The 16,331-nt window shown below is 51.7% G+C and carries 10 protein-coding genes and 1 pseudogene; 8 read left to right on the plus strand and 3 right to left on the minus strand.

Features of this window, described 5'->3' with window-relative positions; translation table 11 throughout:
- Nucleotides 1-7: 7 nt before the first annotated feature.
- Nucleotides 8-2,677, minus strand: coding sequence for a phosphotransferase RcsD (gene rcsD / locus E0L21_RS03785; protein ID WP_131406910.1), 2,670 nt, complete (start codon nt 2,675-2,677; stop codon nt 8-10).
- A gap of 837 nt (nt 2,678-3,514) precedes the next feature.
- Between rcsD and E0L21_RS03795 the strand changes: the two genes are divergently transcribed.
- From E0L21_RS03795 to mgtE, 6 genes are all read left to right on the plus strand, one after another.
- Nucleotides 3,515-4,639 (plus strand): porin OmpC, encoded by a 1,125-nt coding sequence (locus tag E0L21_RS03795; protein WP_131406913.1) that lies wholly within the window; start codon nt 3,515-3,517, stop codon nt 4,637-4,639.
- Nucleotides 4,640-4,754: 115 nt separating this feature from the next.
- Entirely contained in the window at nt 4,755-5,786 is a 1,032-nt protein-coding gene (apbE, locus tag E0L21_RS03800; RefSeq protein ID WP_131406915.1) for an FAD:protein FMN transferase ApbE, read from the plus strand.
- Between the two features lie 72 nt (nt 5,787-5,858).
- Nucleotides 5,859-6,920, plus strand: a complete 1,062-nt coding sequence (gene ada / locus E0L21_RS03805) for a bifunctional DNA-binding transcriptional regulator/O6-methylguanine-DNA methyltransferase Ada (RefSeq protein ID WP_131406917.1) — start codon at nt 5,859-5,861, stop codon at nt 6,918-6,920.
- Entirely contained in the window at nt 6,920-7,576 is a 657-nt protein-coding gene (gene alkB / locus E0L21_RS03810) for a DNA oxidative demethylase AlkB (RefSeq protein ID WP_131406918.1), read from the plus strand. The genes ada and alkB overlap by 1 nt, the downstream gene beginning before the upstream one ends.
- A gap of 67 nt (nt 7,577-7,643) precedes the next feature.
- Nucleotides 7,644-9,287 (plus strand): multidrug ABC transporter permease/ATP-binding protein, encoded by a 1,644-nt coding sequence (locus tag E0L21_RS03815; protein ID WP_131406919.1) that lies wholly within the window; start codon nt 7,644-7,646, stop codon nt 9,285-9,287.
- Between the two features lie 145 nt (nt 9,288-9,432).
- Nucleotides 9,433-10,869, plus strand: a complete 1,437-nt coding sequence (gene mgtE, locus E0L21_RS03820; protein ID WP_131406921.1) for a magnesium transporter — start codon at nt 9,433-9,435, stop codon at nt 10,867-10,869.
- On the opposite strand, the gene E0L21_RS03825 is transcribed toward mgtE, so the two are convergent.
- Nucleotides 10,832-12,067 carry a SulP family inorganic anion transporter gene (locus E0L21_RS03825; protein ID WP_131406923.1) on the minus strand — a complete coding sequence of 412 codons (1,236 nt, stop codon included), beginning with the start codon at nt 12,065-12,067 and terminating at the stop codon, nt 10,832-10,834. The two genes, mgtE and E0L21_RS03825, sit on opposite strands and share 38 nt — an antisense overlap.
- A 274-nt stretch (nt 12,068-12,341) precedes the next feature.
- On the opposite strand from E0L21_RS03825, the gene mqo reads away from it, so the two are divergent.
- Nucleotides 12,342-13,997, plus strand: a complete 1,656-nt coding sequence (mqo, locus tag E0L21_RS03830) for a malate dehydrogenase (quinone) (RefSeq protein ID WP_131406925.1) — start codon at nt 12,342-12,344, stop codon at nt 13,995-13,997.
- 36 nt (nt 13,998-14,033) lie between these two features.
- Here the strand turns inward: mqo and E0L21_RS03835 are convergent, their stop codons facing one another.
- A complete protein-coding gene (locus E0L21_RS03835) occupies nt 14,034-15,143 on the minus strand; it encodes an acyltransferase family protein (RefSeq protein ID WP_131406927.1) in 1,110 nt (369 codons plus the stop codon).
- 140 nt (nt 15,144-15,283) lie between these two features.
- Between E0L21_RS03835 and E0L21_RS03840 the strand changes: the two are divergent.
- A pseudogene (locus E0L21_RS03840) lies at nt 15,284-16,254 on the plus strand (IS3 family transposase); the annotation flags it as partial.
- Between the last annotated feature and the right edge of the window lie 77 nt (nt 16,255-16,331).

Raw genomic sequence — 16,331 nt, forward strand, 5'->3', positions numbered from 1 at the left:
TACCTTGCTACAGCAAGCTCTTGACGTAAGCGTCAATGTCGCTGATGTAATTTTCTATGCCTGGAGCATCGCTCTCGCGAATTAATTGCTCCAGCGTTTCACACAACTGCTTCCCAGGTACCAGATTAAGCATGGCAAACACCCCTTTCAGGCGGTGTGCCGTCTGCGCCAGTGCCGCGAAATCGCGCAACGCCGACTCAGTATACAACCTCTTAACATCATCGGGTACTGTGTCAACAAACAGCGCGTAATAGCCGCTGGCGTGGAGCTCGGCGTTTTCATCGCCCCCCAAAGGCGACTCCGGTACATCCTCCTGCGCCAGTTGCTCTTCAATGAGTTGCAATATTGCTCCCTGCATTGCATTACTCATATTAAAGTTCACGCGCAATTGGCTTGGGCCAATTTTCCGCACGCCTGCCTCATCATCGCTTAAAAGCAAGCCTGAGGCAGTAAGATTAGACGGATTATCTGTCAAAAAGAGATCATATTCTTGACTTGATAACCGCTCATCCGGGGAAATACAGCTTGCTCCCCAGTTTTCCAACTGGCGAACCACAATATTACGGATTTCGTTAGAGGTAATATCAATCATCGCCACCACGTCATCGAGTAATTTTTCTTCGCTTTCTGTCTGTTGCGGACGGGCCGCCATTTTCACATGCAGTGAGTAGCGGGTGCCCAGATCCTCACGTGCTTTAATATTCAAATGCCCGCCAAGCTTACGCGCCAGCTGATCGCACAGCCAGAAGGTGAGGGCGTTCGCTTTTCCGTACTGATCACCTTGCGTATCGTTAAGGAACGGGAAATGCAGGTTATCAATTTCGCTGGCGTTCACACCCACACCGGTATCGAGAATACGGAAGGTCAGGCGGTCTTCCGCCGATTCGTCCACATTCACTTCAAGCGTAATTTTGCCCATCTGCGTAGTCGTGACCGCGTACTGGATTAGCAGCAACAGGATCCGACGCAGTGCGTCGCGGTCGCCGTGACGCTCCTCATTCGCCGGAAGCGGGTTATTGATCAAGAGTTGCAGACCTTTACGTTTAATAACCGGCAGGACTTCCGGCACGACTTCGTCAATCAAATCTTGAATAGAGAACAGTGTAGACGAGCCTTTCCAGCTGTCGTTCTCCAGCATATGCGCCAGCTGGATTTCATCGACCAACTGGACCAGCCTGTCGGCGTGATCGGCGACAAGATTGCCCTCCTGGCTCTGCAACGCGGCGGCTTCGCTGGCCAGTGATTTCACCGGCTGTTTGAGCGACTCGGCAAGGTTACTCATAAAGCTGGCGCGGCCCTGCTGGTTTTTCTCATAAAGCCGTTGCGCCTGCTTCAGCTTTTTATTGACCAGCACTTCTCTGTCCTGGTCGCGGATAATAAAGATCTGCGTACGCGAGGCGACCTGGCTGCGGAACTGGCGGATTTCGTACAGCTCATTATTGATGGTGGCCTGAATCACGCCCTGATGCTGGTCGGCCATAGCTGTAATATTCTGCAAATTCAGGTGCGGCAGTAGATGATCGGCGATTTTATTGCTCAGAACGGTGCGGTTCGCTTCCTGATCGTGCACCAGCAGCCCCAGTGGCAGCAGTGATACGATCTCTTCATTAAAGGCGCGCAGCACGCGCAGTTCGTTACTCGCACCAGGCGCTGCCAGACCGTCGGTTTTACGTCCTGGCATCTGGCGAAAGGTGGTGTAACCGAACAACGCCAGCGCCAGCAGGCCGATATTCAGCAGTAACGGCAGCAGAATATTTTGCAGCGTATCCAGCAGCAGTGTCCCGAATGGCACCTGCCAGACCAGACGCAACCCGGTGCCGTTTAACGCGGAGGAGATCTCTATGCGAGAACTATTAAAGTTGACGGTAACACTGTCGGTTGTTTCCTTATCCTGCCCGCGCGTGTTGGTCTGCGTGGTATCGGGATCGAGACGGAAGCTATCCAGCGTCATGCCGGGAGGGATCAGATCATTAATCGGCAAATCGAATGCGACCACCGTGGCCAGATGGCCCGGCTGGTTGAATGTCGTACGCAGTGTGAAGTAATGGCCGTTTTGCCAAGCCAGATGGCGCAGAGATGAAAAACTTTCGCGTTCATCAAGGGCATTCGCCTGCTGCAGCATTTCCGCACGGCGGGAATCGACAATATTACTGATCGTGGTGTCTTTGAAACCGGACGAAAGATCTTTTAGCGGCAACGTCGACACCAGGATCATGCTGTTATCCTGGCCGTTGAGGTAGTACATCGACCAGGGCACGGTTTCCGCGCCCCAGAGCGTATCGAGGTAAGTGGAGATGCGTTGCGTCATCTCCAGCGTCGAGCTGTCATGGGAACCAAAAATCAACGCTTCTGTTTTACGCCGCGGTTTTTCCAGGTAGTAAACATCTTGCTTTAAGCGCGTTTCTTGCAGACCTTCGCCAGACGTAGCAGCAGGTGCCGCTGCAATGTTGTCGTAGATTTGCCAGGTAGCGTAGCGCCAGGTGTCGATACGCTTATGAATAGCGTGGGTGATATCGACAATCTGATAGCTTTTATCTTTTAACCAGGCGTTGACCGCACTTTGGATCATCACCCCCATTGTCACCAACAGGACGATAATCAACAAAAGAAAGTAACGGGTGATGTTGCCCGGTATGAGGGAAAATTTGCCAGGGATCATTGTGTCCGATCGACTCATTCTTGTGTGGAACCCGTTATGACAACACTGCTGTAAACACTCAGCCTCGCTGAGACAATGTTGCTGCCATGCCGTAATAGCCGCCTATAACACGCGGCGAACGTATAGATGTTGTGTTGCAGAGCAGTGTACAGCAGGCAGTATATCGGTTAATGAGTGAATTTCCAGACTCTCTTTCCCGTTTCAATCTCGAAAACATGGGGATAGACATATCGACCAAATGCAGCGGCAAATATGTACAGCCTGGAAAAATTGTACACATATTTGCCGGTTGGTTGCAAAAAGAACGCAATAAATAACAAACGATTAATTTGGTGAATGTGTCAATGAGAAATATCTGGCATAGTAATTGATTAATTAATAGTCGTTACAAATCGTTATTATATCTAAGTAATTATTCAACTTGCGTAAAGAAAGGTAAAAAAAACCGAATGCGAAGCATCCGGTTATAAGAGGGGTAAACAGACATTCAGATTCGAATGACGGTAATAAATAAAGTTAATGATGATAGCGTTAGGTATTTTAGTTGCGATTGAAGATTATGGTTTTGCATTCAGTGCTATGATTTTTATTTGTCTTATTATATTGTTTTTAAATGATTTTCTATTTGTTTTTGATTATTTGTGCGTATTTTTTTTAGCTATTTGTGCGAAAAAAAGTTCCCTCAAATTTACAAAATGAAACATCTATCATTATGTATGAAACATCTTCAAAGTTTTCGTATCATATTCCAGTTGGATTATTTTTATTTTTTAAGCAAAATGATTTTGCCAGCTGATTAGAGGGTTAATCGGCAAGCAGTGGCAATAAAAATGCATATAACAGAGGGTTAATAAAATGAAACTTAAAGTTCTGTCCCTCCTGGTACCGGCTCTGCTGGTAGCAGGCGCAGCAAATGCGGCTGAAGTTTACAACAAAGATGGCAACAAATTAGATCTGTACGGCAAAGTAGACGGTCTGCACTATTTCTCTGACGACAGCAGCGCTGATGGCGATCAGACTTACGTCCGCTTTGGTTTCAAAGGCGAAACGCAGGTTAACGACCAGGTAACTGGCTACGGTCAGTGGGAATACAACGTTCAGGCCAATAACACTGAAACGTCCAGCGACCAGGCATGGACTCGTCTGGCCTTCGCCGGTATTCGCGTTGCTGATGTTGGTTCTTTCGACTACGGTCGTAACTACGGCGTTATCTATGATGTCACTTCCTGGACCGACGTTCTGCCGGAATTCGGCGGTGATACCTACGGTGCAGATAACTTCCTGCAATCCCGTGCTAACGGTGTGGCAACCTACCGTAATACCGACTTCTTCGGCCTGGTTGATGGTCTGAACTTTGCTCTGCAATATCAGGGTAAAAACAGCAGCGCTGAGAACAACTCTGCTGGCCGCAGCATGACGAGAGAGAATGGAGATGGTTATGGCGCGTCTCTGACCTACGATCTGGGCGCAGGCTTCAGCGTCGGCGGTGCGATGTCCTCTTCCAAACGTACTGACAGACAAAACCAGGTTGCTACAAACATCTATGGCGAAGGCGATCACGCTGAAGTTTATAGCGGCGGCCTGAAATACGACGCTAACAATATCTACCTGGCAGCGCAGTACTCCCAGACCTATAACGCAACCCGCTTCGGTTCTGCTAGTGATGCAGCGTATGGTTTTGCCAACAAAGCGCAGAACTTCGAAGTGGTTGCACAGTACCAGTTCGACTTCGGTCTGCGTCCGTCCATCGCTTATCTGCAATCTAAAGGTAAGGACGTCAGCAACAACACCGGCACTGCTAACTTCGGTGACCAGGATATCCTGAAATACATCGATGTTGGCGCGACCTACTACTTCAACAAAAACATGTCCACCTATGTTGATTACAAAATCAACCTACTGGACGACAACGACTTCACGAAAGCCGCTGGTATTTCCACCGACAACGTTGTTGCACTGGGCCTGGTTTACCAGTTCTAAGTTAACAACCGTGATTATTAAGGGGCCGAAAGGCCCCTTTTTTATGGCCCGCGTCGGCCAACGCTTTAGTTTTCGTGTAGGCTTGCCGCGAGTTAACAAATAACGAGAGACAGAGATGATTTTTCTTCGTGCCGGGCTAGTCGCGGCGTTGTTGTTATTGACCGGTTGCGACACCGGTAGCAAGGCACAGCCCACCGTGCTGGAAGGCAAAACCATGGGCACTTTCTGGCGCGTGAGCGTGGTGGATATCAGCCCGCAACAGGCACAGAACCTGCAACAAAAAATTCAGACGCAGCTGGATGCCGACGATCATCTGATGTCGACCTGGAAGGACGACTCCGCGCTGATGCGCTTTAACCACTCGACCAGCACCGCGCCGTGGCCGGTTAGCGCCGCGATGGCAGACATTGTGACCACCGCGTTGCGTGTCGGCGAGAAAACCGAAGGCGCGATGGATATTACCGTCGGGCCGCTGGTTAATTTGTGGGGTTTTGGTCCGGATAAACAGCCGGTAAAAACACCGGGCCAGACACAAATCGATGTGGCGAAGGCACGTACCGGTTTAGCGCATTTAACCGTGATTAACCGCGCCGGGGAGCAGTTTCTGCAAAAGGATCTGCCGGATCTGTTTGTTGACCTTTCGACGGTAGGCGAGGGGTACGCGGCGGATCACCTGGCAAGGCTAATGGAGCAGGAAGGGATCGCACGTTATTTGGTTTCTGTCGGCGGCGCGTTAGCCAGTCGGGGAATGAACGCACAAGGGCAGCCGTGGCGCGTGGCAATCCAGAAACCAACCGATCGCGAGAATGCCGCCCAGGCGATGGTGGATATCAACGGTCATGGTATTAGCACCTCCGGCAGCTACCGTAATTATTACGAACTGGACGGCAAACGCATTTCACACATCATTGATCCGCGTAGCGGGCGTCCTATCCAGCATGCGCTGGTATCGGTCACTGTTATCGCGCCTACAGCACTGGAAGCAGATGCCTGGGACACTGGCCTCATGGTGCTCGGCACTGAGCAGGCAAAAGAAGTGGTGAAGCGGGAAGGGCTGGCGGTATTTATGATTATCAAAGACGGCGATGGTTTCCGCGCCTGGATGTCGCCGCAGTTTTCTGCGTTCCTGCTAAGTGAAAAAAATTAAACCGCAAGATTGCGGGTGTCTGGATCTGCGCATACGGGCACAGTGAGGCTAAGCTTACATGAGGAGCCTGACATGAACGACACCACATTATTAGATGAACAGCGCTGGCAAGCGGTGCTAGCGCGTAACGCGCAGGTCGATGGTCAGTTCGTTTTTGCCGTGCGGACAACAGGCATTTTTTGCCGACCTTCCTGCACGGCGCGCCACGCTTTGCGCCAGAATGTCCGTTTTTATCCTGACGCGCAGAGCGCCCTGGCCGCTGGGTTTCGCCCCTGTAAGCGCTGCCAGCCGGATAAATCCCACCCGCAGCAACAGCGGCTGGATAAAGTGGCCAAAGCCTGCCGTTTACTGGAGCAGGATACGCCCATTACGCTGGAGCAACTGGCTGCCGAAGTGGCGCTGAGCCCTTACCATTTTCACCGTTTATTTAAATCCGTTACCGGGATGACGCCAAAGGCCTGGCAACTGGCTTTTCGCGCTCGCCGCTTGCGTAATACGCTGGCAGAGTGTGAAACCGTAACCGACGCCGTGCTGGCAGCGGGCTTCCCGGATAGCAGCAGTTATTACCGCCAGGCCGATGCATCCCTGGGGATGACGGCACAGCAGTTTCGCCGCGGTGGCGATGCTGCCGACGTCTGGTATACGTTCAGTGACTGTGCGCTGGGGCGCTGTCTGGTGGCGGAGAGTGAGCGTGGAATTTGCGCCATTTTACTGGCTGACAGTGACGAGCAGCTTCTTGCCCAGTTGCAGGCGATCTTCCCGCGCGCTCAGCGTGCCCAGGCGAGTGAGGCATTCAGCGAACGTGTCGCGCAGGTGATTCAGCGTCTCGACAATGCCGATGCCCCCTTTACGCTGCCGCTGGATCTGCGCGGCACCGCTTTCCAGTTACAGGTGTGGCAAGCACTGCGCGAAATCCCCGCAGGCGAGACGGTAAGTTATCAGGCACTGGCGCAAAAGCTGGGTAAACCGCAAGCGGTGCGGGCGGTTGCCAGCGCCTGCGGTGCGAACAAATTGGCGATTGTGATCCCTTGTCATCGCGTGGTGCGCAGCGATGGCGCACTTGCCGGATATCGCTGGGGAATGACGCGCAAGGCACAATTGCTCCAGCGAGAAAGCACTAAAGAGGAGATGTAATGCTCGATCTGTTTGCCGGTGAACACCCCTGGCAGGAGCCGCTTGCGCCAGGTGCGGTCGTGCTGCGGCGCCTTGCGTTAGCACCAGCCGACCAACTTTTGCACGGCATTGCGCAAGTGGTTAATCAGTCGCCGCTGCGCCATATGGTCACGCCTGGTGGTTATACCATGTCGGTGGCGATGACCAACTGTGGCAAACTCGGCTGGACCACCGATCAGCGCGGTTACCTTTATTCGCCTGTCGATCCCCTGACTCAACAGCCGTGGCCGCCAATGCCTGCGGCTTTTTCCGCGTTGTGCCAGCAGGCGAGCGAGGCGGCGGGTTATCCTGATTTCCGTCCGGATGCCTGTCTTATCAACCGTTATGTGCCGGGTGCGAAATTGTCTCTGCATCAGGATAAAGATGAACCCGATCTGCGTGCGCCGATTGTATCTGTGTCGCTCGGTTTACCGGCTGTTTTTCAGTTTGGCGGCCTGAAACGTAGCGATCCGCTGCAACGGTTGATGCTTGAACACGGCGATGTTGTGGTATGGGGAGGCGAGTCGCGGCTCTTTTACCACGGGATTGCGCCGCTGAAAGGTGGACATCACCCGGCCACCGGGGAGTGCCGCTATAACCTGACATTTCGTCAGGCAGGCAATAGCGAACAAAAATAAGAATTATTCTTGATGTAACGTATTAGCCGTTTAAACTGCGGGCTGTTTTTGTTGACCGGGTGTTGTTATGGAACTTCTCCTTCTTGTCTGGCGTCAGTATCGCTGGCCTTTTGTCGGTGTGCTCGCGCTTACCCTCCTGAGCGCCGCGTTTGGTATCGGCCTGATTGCTTTTATTAACCAGCGGCTGATTGAAACTGTCGATATGTCGCTGACCGTCTTACCAGAGTTTCTCGGCCTGCTGTTGCTATTGATGTCAGTGACGCTGGGTTCGCAACTGGCGCTCACTTCACTCGGCCACCATTTTGTCTTCCGCCTGCGCAGTGAATTTATCAAGCGCATTCTCGACACACCGGTCGAACGCATCGAGCAACTGGGTAGCGCCTCGCTGCTGGCCGGTCTGACCAGCGACGTGCGTAATATCACCATTGCGTTTGTGCGCCTGCCGGAGCTGGTGCAGGGTATTATCCTGACTGTCGGTTCCTGTATTTACCTTGCGACGCTCTCTGGCAAGATGCTGGTGATCACTGCGCTGTGGATGGCGCTGACCATCTGGGGCGGGTTCGTGCTGGTGTCCCGTGTTTATAAACATATGGCGATGCTGCGTGAAACGGAAGATAAGCTGTACAACGATTTTCAGACCGTGCTGGAAGGGCGCAAAGAGCTGAATCTCAACCGCGAACGTGCAGAACATATTTTCGAGCAGATGTACCTGCCGGACGCGCGTGAATACCGTCATCATATTATTCGCGCCGATACGTTCCATCTAAGTGCGGTGAACTGGTCGAACATTATGATGCTTGGCGCAATTGGCCTGGTGTTCTGGATGGCAAACAGCCTTGGCTGGGCGGATACGAATGTCGCCGCAACATATTCCCTGACGCTGCTGTTTTTGCGTACGCCGTTGTTATCAGCGGTTGGTGCACTGCCCACGCTGCTCAGTGCGCAGGTCGCTTTTAAAAAGCTAAAACAGTTTGCGCTGGCATCCTATAAAGCCGAGTTTCCTCGCCCGCAGGCTTTCCCGAACTGGCAAACGCTGGAACTACGCGATGTTACCTTTAAATATCAGGACAACGATTTCGCGATTGGCCCCGTCAATATGACGCTGAATCGTGGCGAACTGGTGTTTTTGATTGGGGGTAACGGCAGCGGCAAGTCAACGTTGGCGATGTTGTTGACCGGGCTGTATCAGCCGGTTTCCGGCGAGATCCTGCTGGATGGCAAACCGATGGCGCAGGATAAACCGGAAGATTACCGTAAGTTATTTTCAGCGGTCTTTACCGACGTCTGGCTGTTTGACGACCTCCTGGGGCCGGAAGGCAAGCAGGCGGATCCGGTGCTGGTAGGAAAGTGGCTTGAGCAACTGAAAATGTCGCACAAGCTGGAACTGGACAACGGTAAGATCCTCAACCTGAAGCTGTCGAAAGGGCAGAAAAAACGCGTCGCATTGCTGCTGGCGCTGGCGGAAGAGCGCGATATTCTGCTGCTGGACGAATGGGCGGCGGATCAGGATCCTCACTTCCGCCGCGATTTCTACCAGGTACTACTGCCGTTAATGCAGCAGATGGGCAAAACCATTTTTGCCATCAGCCATGACGACCACTACTTCGTACATGCCGATCGCTTGCTGGAGATGCGCAACGGCCAGCTCACCGAGCTGGTGGGTGAAGAGCGTGCGCACGCTTCCCGCGACGCAGTAGCACGTACCGCCTGACCGCTCTCCCCCTCGGCTCGGGGGAGAGTGCCGCTTTTTTATCCAAACGCCTGCGCTGTTTATTATTTTTTACAAAACCTACCGCTATGCTTAAGGCTCCTCCGCTCTGGCTTCAGGGCGCTTTGCCACACTCAGGGATTGGCCAATGTCAGTTATCAAAAAAAACAGCGTCAAACTGCGCGACGAAGAGCGCGCGCGGCTGATTTGGCTGCTGACCACCCATAAACCGCTCACCGCCGCGTTGCTTGGCGAATTAACGCTCGTCGAGCAGGTCGATAGTGCCGAGCTTGAGCGCGATCTCGCCGAAGTGAATGTGCTGGTTTCGCACCTGCCGCCACCGGATTTGGCTGATACCCTCGAAGCGCTACCGGTAGTTGAACGCCACGCGTTATGGCGGCTAATCGATGATGATAAGCGCGGCAAAGTGCTGCTTGAAGCGTCCGAAAACGTCTGGGATGACCTGATTGATGAGATGAGCGACCGTGCGCTGCTGGATGCGCTCGAGACGCTGGATATTGATGAGCAAATCTGGCTGGTGCAGCATCTGCCGCGTAACCTCACCGGGCGGCTGATGGCGACGTTGCCGCCGTCAGAGCGCGCTCGTATGCGGCAAGTAATGCGCTATGGCAAAAATTGCGTCGGCGCAATTATGGCGTTTGAAGTCATCACCGTCCGCTCAGAGGTCACGCTGGCGGCCGTCCAGCGCTATCTGCGCCGTCTCGGTAAGATGCCAGAGAACACCGATAAACTGTTTGTGATCGGACGTGATAACCGGCTGATGGGCGAGTTGACGCTGCAAACTATTCTGCTTAACGCCGCCGGGCGGCGTGTGAGCGACGTGATGGATGCCGATCCGGTAACCTTTTCACCCGAAGACGACGCGGAAAAAGTGGCGCGCACCTTCGAGCGTGACAACTTGCTCAGCGCGGCGGTGGTGGATGAAAACGGCATGCTGATGGGGCGTTTGACCATCGATGAAATCGTTGACGTTGTGTACGAAGAGACCGACAACGACATGCGCCAGATGGGGGGCTTAAGTACCGAGGAAGATGTTTTCGCGCCGGTAAGTAAAGCGGTGAAAACCCGTTGGGTGTGGCTGGCAACCAACTTGTGTACTGCGTTTATCGCATCACGCGTCATTGACGGTTTCGAACACACCATTTCGCAACTGGTGGCGCTGGCATCGCTGATGCCGATTGTCGCTGGTATCGGCGGCAATACCGGTAATCAAACCATTACCATGATCGTTCGTGCACTGGCATTACAGAACATTCAGCCGGGGAATTTTACCTTTCTTATTCTGCGTGAAATGGGCGTGGCGCTGATTAACGGCCTGGTGTGGGGCGGGATTATGGGCGGTGTCACCTGGTGGCTGTACGACGATGCGGCGTTGGGCGGCGTGATGACGTTGGCAATGGTGTTGAACCTGCTGATGGCGGCGTTGATGGGCGTCTTAATCCCGATGGTGATGACACGGCTGGGGCGCGACCCTGCGGTCGGCTCCAGCGTCATGATCACCGCCATTACCGATACCGGCGGTTTCTTTATTTTTCTTGGGCTGGCGACGATTTTTTTGCTGTAAACAGGCTCTTTTCACGCAGTGCCGCTGGCGTAATCGCCAGCGTAACCAGCCCGGCAACAACGCCGATAGCCAGATTACCGGTGCTGACGGTGGCAACCACGGTGACCAGCATCACCAGCGTTTCGATAACCGGCGCCCGTGCAAGCGTTGTGGGTTGCAAACTGCTCCAGTTGAAGGTCTTGAAAGCGACAATCGCCATAATCCCGGCCAGCACCACCATCGGGATTTTCGCCATCACTTCGCTTAATGCCGTTACCAGCAGCAACAGCACCAGTGCAGCGGCAAGGGTCGAGATCCGTGTGCGGCCTTTGCCCATCTCCACGTTGACAATGGTCTGGCCGATCATGGCACACCCGGCAATCCCGCCGTAAAAACCTGCCAGAATGTTCGCAATCCCAAGCCCGGTGCTTTCCCGGCTTTTATTCGATGGGGTATGGGTTAGATCGTCAACCAATTTGGCGGTGAGCAGAGACTCCATCAAGCCGACAAAAGCGATGCTCAGCGCACACGGCCAGACAATGCTCAGCGTATGCAGATTCAATGGCACCAGCCATTGCGTTAGCCCAGGCAAACCGCCCTGCATTGAACCTTCATCTCCCACGGTGGGCAGCGACTGACCGGTAAAAACGGTGAACGCCGTGAGCAGCATAATCGCCACCAGTGGCGCGGGAATGCTTTTTACCCAGCGCGGCAGCCACAGCACAATCAGAATGGTCAGGGCGAACAGCGCCAGAATCAGGGGATCTTTACGCCAGAAATGCGGCACCTGAGCGAAGAAAATTAAAATCCCCAGCGCATTAACAAAACCAGCCATAACAGCGTGTGGGATAACGCGCATTAACCGGGACATTCCGCTTAAACCGAAAATAATCTGGATAACGCCAGCCAGTAACACGGCGGGTAAGATGTATTCCGCACCGTTCTGATGAACCATTGGACCGATAACCAATGCGACTGACCCCGCCGCCGCCGTAACCATTGCCGGACGCCCGCCGAGCAAAGACATGCTAAAACAAAGCACTACTGAGGCTATCAGGCTAACTTTCGGGTCTACACCTGCGATAACTGAAAATGAGATAACTTCCGGGATCAGTGCCAGTGCGGTGATAACGCCTGCCAGAACTTCCCGGGTAAAAAGCTGTGGTGAGCGCAGGAGAGGGATCCGCTGGTTTGCAGAATGGGTTGGTTTTTCGGTCATAAAAATTCGCAGATGAGAAACCAGGACAACAGCGATAAAGGGCATCCCTGCGTTTGGCAAAGCGGGGGATAATAGCAGATTTCCAGCCGATGAGACCAGCAATAAGTGTTAAATATAATGCAAAAAATCAACTTATTAGTAACATTAATACAATGAATATTTAATGTTTAAACATTATTTAAATCTCACTTTTTAAGTGCTACGGTAGGTATGCTAACTACTTTACCCTCAATAAATGCGAATAAAGCAGCACTAAAAGTAAGGCAATATCATCATGAAAAAAATGACTGCCAGGCTGTTTTCGATGGCTGTCGGGCTTAATGCTGTCTCAAAAGCAGCAAAAACGTCCGCATCGAAAGAGCAGGAAACAGATGTGCTTTTAATCGGTGGTGGGATCATGAGCGCCACGTTGGGAACCTGGTTGCAGGATCTCGAACCCACCTGGTCGATTACCATGGTGGAACGGCTGGATGCCCTGGCGGAGGAGAGCTCGAACGGCTGGAACAATGCCGGCACCGGGCATGCCGCCTTAATGGAATTGAATTACACCCCACGCAGCGCAGACGGCTCTGTCAGTATTAAAAAAGCGATTGAAATTAACGAAGCATTTCGTATTTCTCGCCAGTTCTGGGCGCACCAGGTGAAAACCGGCGTATTGCGCGAACCGCGTTCATTTATCAATACCGTGCCGCATATGAGCCTCGTCTGGGGCGACGATAACGTGAACTTCCTGCGTGCGCGCTACAAAGCGTTGCAGCAGTGTTCCCTGTTCCGCGGTATGCGCTATTCCGAGGATGCGGAGCAGATCAAACAGTGGGCGCCGCTGGTGATGGAAGGGCGCGATGCCGGGCAAAAAATTGCCGCCACGCGTACCGAAATCGGCACCGATGTGAACTTTGGCGAACTGACGCGCCAGATGATTGGTTCGTTGCAGAAAAAAGAGAACTTTGCTTTGCAACTGGGCACTGAAGTGCGGGGCCTCAAACGCAATTCCGATGATAGCTGGAATGTGACGCTGCATAACCTGAAAAGCGGCGCTGAGCAGGTTATCAAGGCGAAATTTATCTTTATTGGTGCTGGCGGCGCAGCGCTGAAATTATTACAGGAATCCGGTATTCCGGAAGCGGCAGACTATGCGGGGTTCCCGGTTGGTGGGCAATTCCTCGTGGCGGAAAACCCGGCGGTGGTCAACCACCATCTGGCGAAAGTCTACGGCCAGGCGACCGTGGGCGCGCCTCCCATGTCGGTACCGCATATTGATACGCGCATTATTGATGGCAAACGCGTACTGCTGTTTGGACCATTCGCCACGTTTTCGACGCGTTTTCTGAAAAACGGTTCTCTGTGGGATCTGCTGCGTTCGACTAACTCGTCGAATATTCTGCCGATGCTGACTGTTGGGATGACCAATTTTAGTCTGGTGAAATATCTGGTGAACCAGGTGCTGCAAAATGAGGACGACCGCTTCGACGCGCTGCGTGAGTACTATCCGCTGGCGCAGAAAGAGGACTGGCGTTTGTGGCAGGCGGGTCAGCGCGTGCAGATTATCAAGCGCGAAACGGGCAAGGGCGGTGTTTTGCGCTTGGGAACTGAAGTCGTGAGCGATAAAGAGGGCACTATTGCCGCGCTGCTTGGCGCGTCACCGGGTGCCTCGACCGCAGCGCCAATCATGCTGGAGTTGATGGAGAAAGTGTTCGCTGAGCGTTTCGCTTCTGATGCCTGGCAGGCAAAACTGAAAGAGATCATTCCCTCTTTTGGTACTGAGTTGAATGGCAACATTGAAGCCGCCGACCAGGAGCTGCGCTACACCAGCGAGATCCTCGGACTGAAATGCGATGAGTCGCTGGTGGCAGATATCACGCCGCCGGTGCAAAAACCGACAACGCAGCCGCACAACGACGGCGAGCAGGTTGCGGATATTGCGCTGTAAAAAATAAATATGGGCAACCCGGATGGGCTGCCCTTTTTATGCTTTTACAGCATTACTGCCCTTGAATAACGTTTTTGATAGATTTCCGATTGGTTTTTCAATATATTTATAGCTTGCATAAGATGAAAGTAGAATAAAAGGAATGCAAAGTAAGGATGTTATATATTTTGCGTTAGAAGATTCTTTGAAAATATAAAGCAGTGTGCAAATAATAATGACATGGCACAAATAGGTTGAGTATGAATAATCACCCAGTCTTACAATGAAGTTAACTGTTTTTGTGTTTCTTATTAATGGTTCCAGACCAATAAAAGATGCAACAATAATTGCGCATGGAAGACCTATATACAATACATCATGATCTTCTGGTATGTTGAAAATGAACAGGAATGAGCACGCAGAGATTATGATAAGTAAGGTAGGACTTATGTTGTTAAATAAGCCATTTTTATGAAAATCAGCAATAAAAATACCCAATAAAAATTCCAGCATCATACCATTGCCAAAGAATGGCATTTGCGACATAGATGGTTTAAGGCTTTCATAGCTGAAAATAATGAGGAGAGACATTAATACTATATATTTTTCTCGTGAAATCAGTAGAACTAAAGATGACAGCAAATAGAAGAGCATTTCATAGTTGAGTGTCCACCCGACTGTCAGAAATGGTATGTATACCGTCAGGTCACTGCGCTCTGTAGGTATGAAGAGAAGACTTCGCACTAAGAGTTCAGGATTGGTAGTTGTGGCGTACATTAGCCCATCAAAACAAAGAGCCAGTAAAGCAGCAATACCGGTAAATAACCAATAGGCAGGAATTATCCTTATTGCTCTATTAATGGTAAATCGAGCTGCGCTGATTTCTTTAGAATATATTGACTGGTAAATGATAAACCCGCTTATCACAAAAAAAAGGTCGACTCCAGCCGCACCTTTGTGAGCGATCTCATTTATCAATGGAATGCCTATCGCATCAGAAAAAATAATCTGCTTAGTGTGATGGAGCACTACAAACCATACAGCTACCGCTCTAAGTATCTGGATTGAACGAAACATACCTTTACCATGGAGTTTTTTCATTGAGCATAATGTGATAGATGTTTTTTGTCTATATTGTTCTTTTTTTCTCCATAAAATTGTCATCATAAATCCTAGATTACAAATGACTAAATGCAAATTTTAGCCAGACTATTGAGTTATCTTTATCTGGATATCAGTAGAAGTGAATCGTCACGGGTTTAACAGACACCTCAGAGTCATTTAAGATGGCTTAAAGAGAGGTGCCCATGAGCGGTAAGCGTTATCCCGAAGAGTTTAAAACTGAAGCAGTCAAACAGGTTGTTGATCGCGGTTATTCTGTTGCCAGCGTTGCAACACGTCTCGATATCACCACCCACAGCCTTTATGCCTGGATAAAGAAGTACGGTCCGGATTCTTCCACTAATAAAGAACAGTCAGATGCTCAGGCCGAGATCCGCCGTCTCCAGAAAGAGCTGAAACGGGTTACCGACGAACGGGACATATTAAAAAAAGCCGCGGCGTACTTCGCAAAGCTGTCCGACTGAGGTACGCCTTTATCCGTGACAACTCCTGTTGCTGGCCTGTTCGCCTGCTCTGTCGGGTGCTGGATGTTCATCCCAGTGGTTTTTACGCCTGGCTTCAGCAGCCGCATTCACAACGCCATCAGGCAGACCTGAGACTGACAGGACAGATTAAACAGTTCTGGCTGGAATCGGGATGCGTCTATGGTTATCGCAAAATCCATCTGGATCTGCGTGACAGCGGGCAACAGTGCGGAGTAAACAGAGTCTGGAGACTGATGAAACGTGTCGGAATAAAGGCTCAGGTCGGATACCGAAGCCCGCGGGCACGTAAAGGCGAGGCCAGTATCGTGTCACCCAACAGGCTCCAGCGACAGTTCAATCCGGATGCTCCTGATGAGCGTTGGGTAACGGACATAACCTACATCAGGACCCACGAAGGCTGGCTGTATCTTGCCGTTGTTGTTGATCTGTTCTCACGCAAAATTATCGGCTGGTCCATGCAATCCCGGATGACAAAGGACATTGTCCTGAACGCACTGCTGATGGCTGTATGGCGGCGTAATCCCGAAAAACAGGTGCTGGTTCATTCGGATCAGGGCAGTCAGTACACAAGCCATGAGTGGCAGTCGTTCCTGAAATCACACGGCCTGGAGGGTAGCATGAGCCGTCGCGGTAACTGCCATGATAATGCGGTTGCAGAAAGTTTTTTCCAGTGACCCTGACCCCGAATATGATCCAGCCGTAATCAGGAATAACCAGCTTCTGACCCTGACCCCGAATATGATCCAGC

The organism is Kosakonia quasisacchari (assembly GCF_004331415.1).
In the GTDB taxonomy this organism is placed as follows: Bacteria; Pseudomonadota; Gammaproteobacteria; order Enterobacterales; family Enterobacteriaceae; genus Kosakonia; species Kosakonia quasisacchari.

Coding starts and splice junctions, on each gene's coding strand:
- rcsD (WP_131406910.1), bottom strand. CDS start 2,677: ATGAGTCGATCGGACACAATGATCCCTGGCAAATTTTCCCTCATACCG.
- E0L21_RS03795 (WP_131406913.1), top strand. CDS start 3,515: ATGAAACTTAAAGTTCTGTCCCTCCTGGTACCGGCTCTGCTGGTAGCA.
- apbE (WP_131406915.1), top strand. CDS start 4,755: ATGATTTTTCTTCGTGCCGGGCTAGTCGCGGCGTTGTTGTTATTGACC.
- ada (WP_131406917.1), top strand. CDS start 5,859: ATGAACGACACCACATTATTAGATGAACAGCGCTGGCAAGCGGTGCTA.
- alkB (WP_131406918.1), top strand. CDS start 6,920: ATGCTCGATCTGTTTGCCGGTGAACACCCCTGGCAGGAGCCGCTTGCG.
- E0L21_RS03815 (WP_131406919.1), top strand. CDS start 7,644: ATGGAACTTCTCCTTCTTGTCTGGCGTCAGTATCGCTGGCCTTTTGTC.
- mgtE (WP_131406921.1), top strand. CDS start 9,433: ATGTCAGTTATCAAAAAAAACAGCGTCAAACTGCGCGACGAAGAGCGC.
- E0L21_RS03825 (WP_131406923.1), bottom strand. CDS start 12,067: ATGACCGAAAAACCAACCCATTCTGCAAACCAGCGGATCCCTCTCCTG.
- mqo (WP_131406925.1), top strand. CDS start 12,342: ATGAAAAAAATGACTGCCAGGCTGTTTTCGATGGCTGTCGGGCTTAAT.
- E0L21_RS03835 (WP_131406927.1), bottom strand. CDS start 15,143: ATGATGACAATTTTATGGAGAAAAAAAGAACAATATAGACAAAAAACA.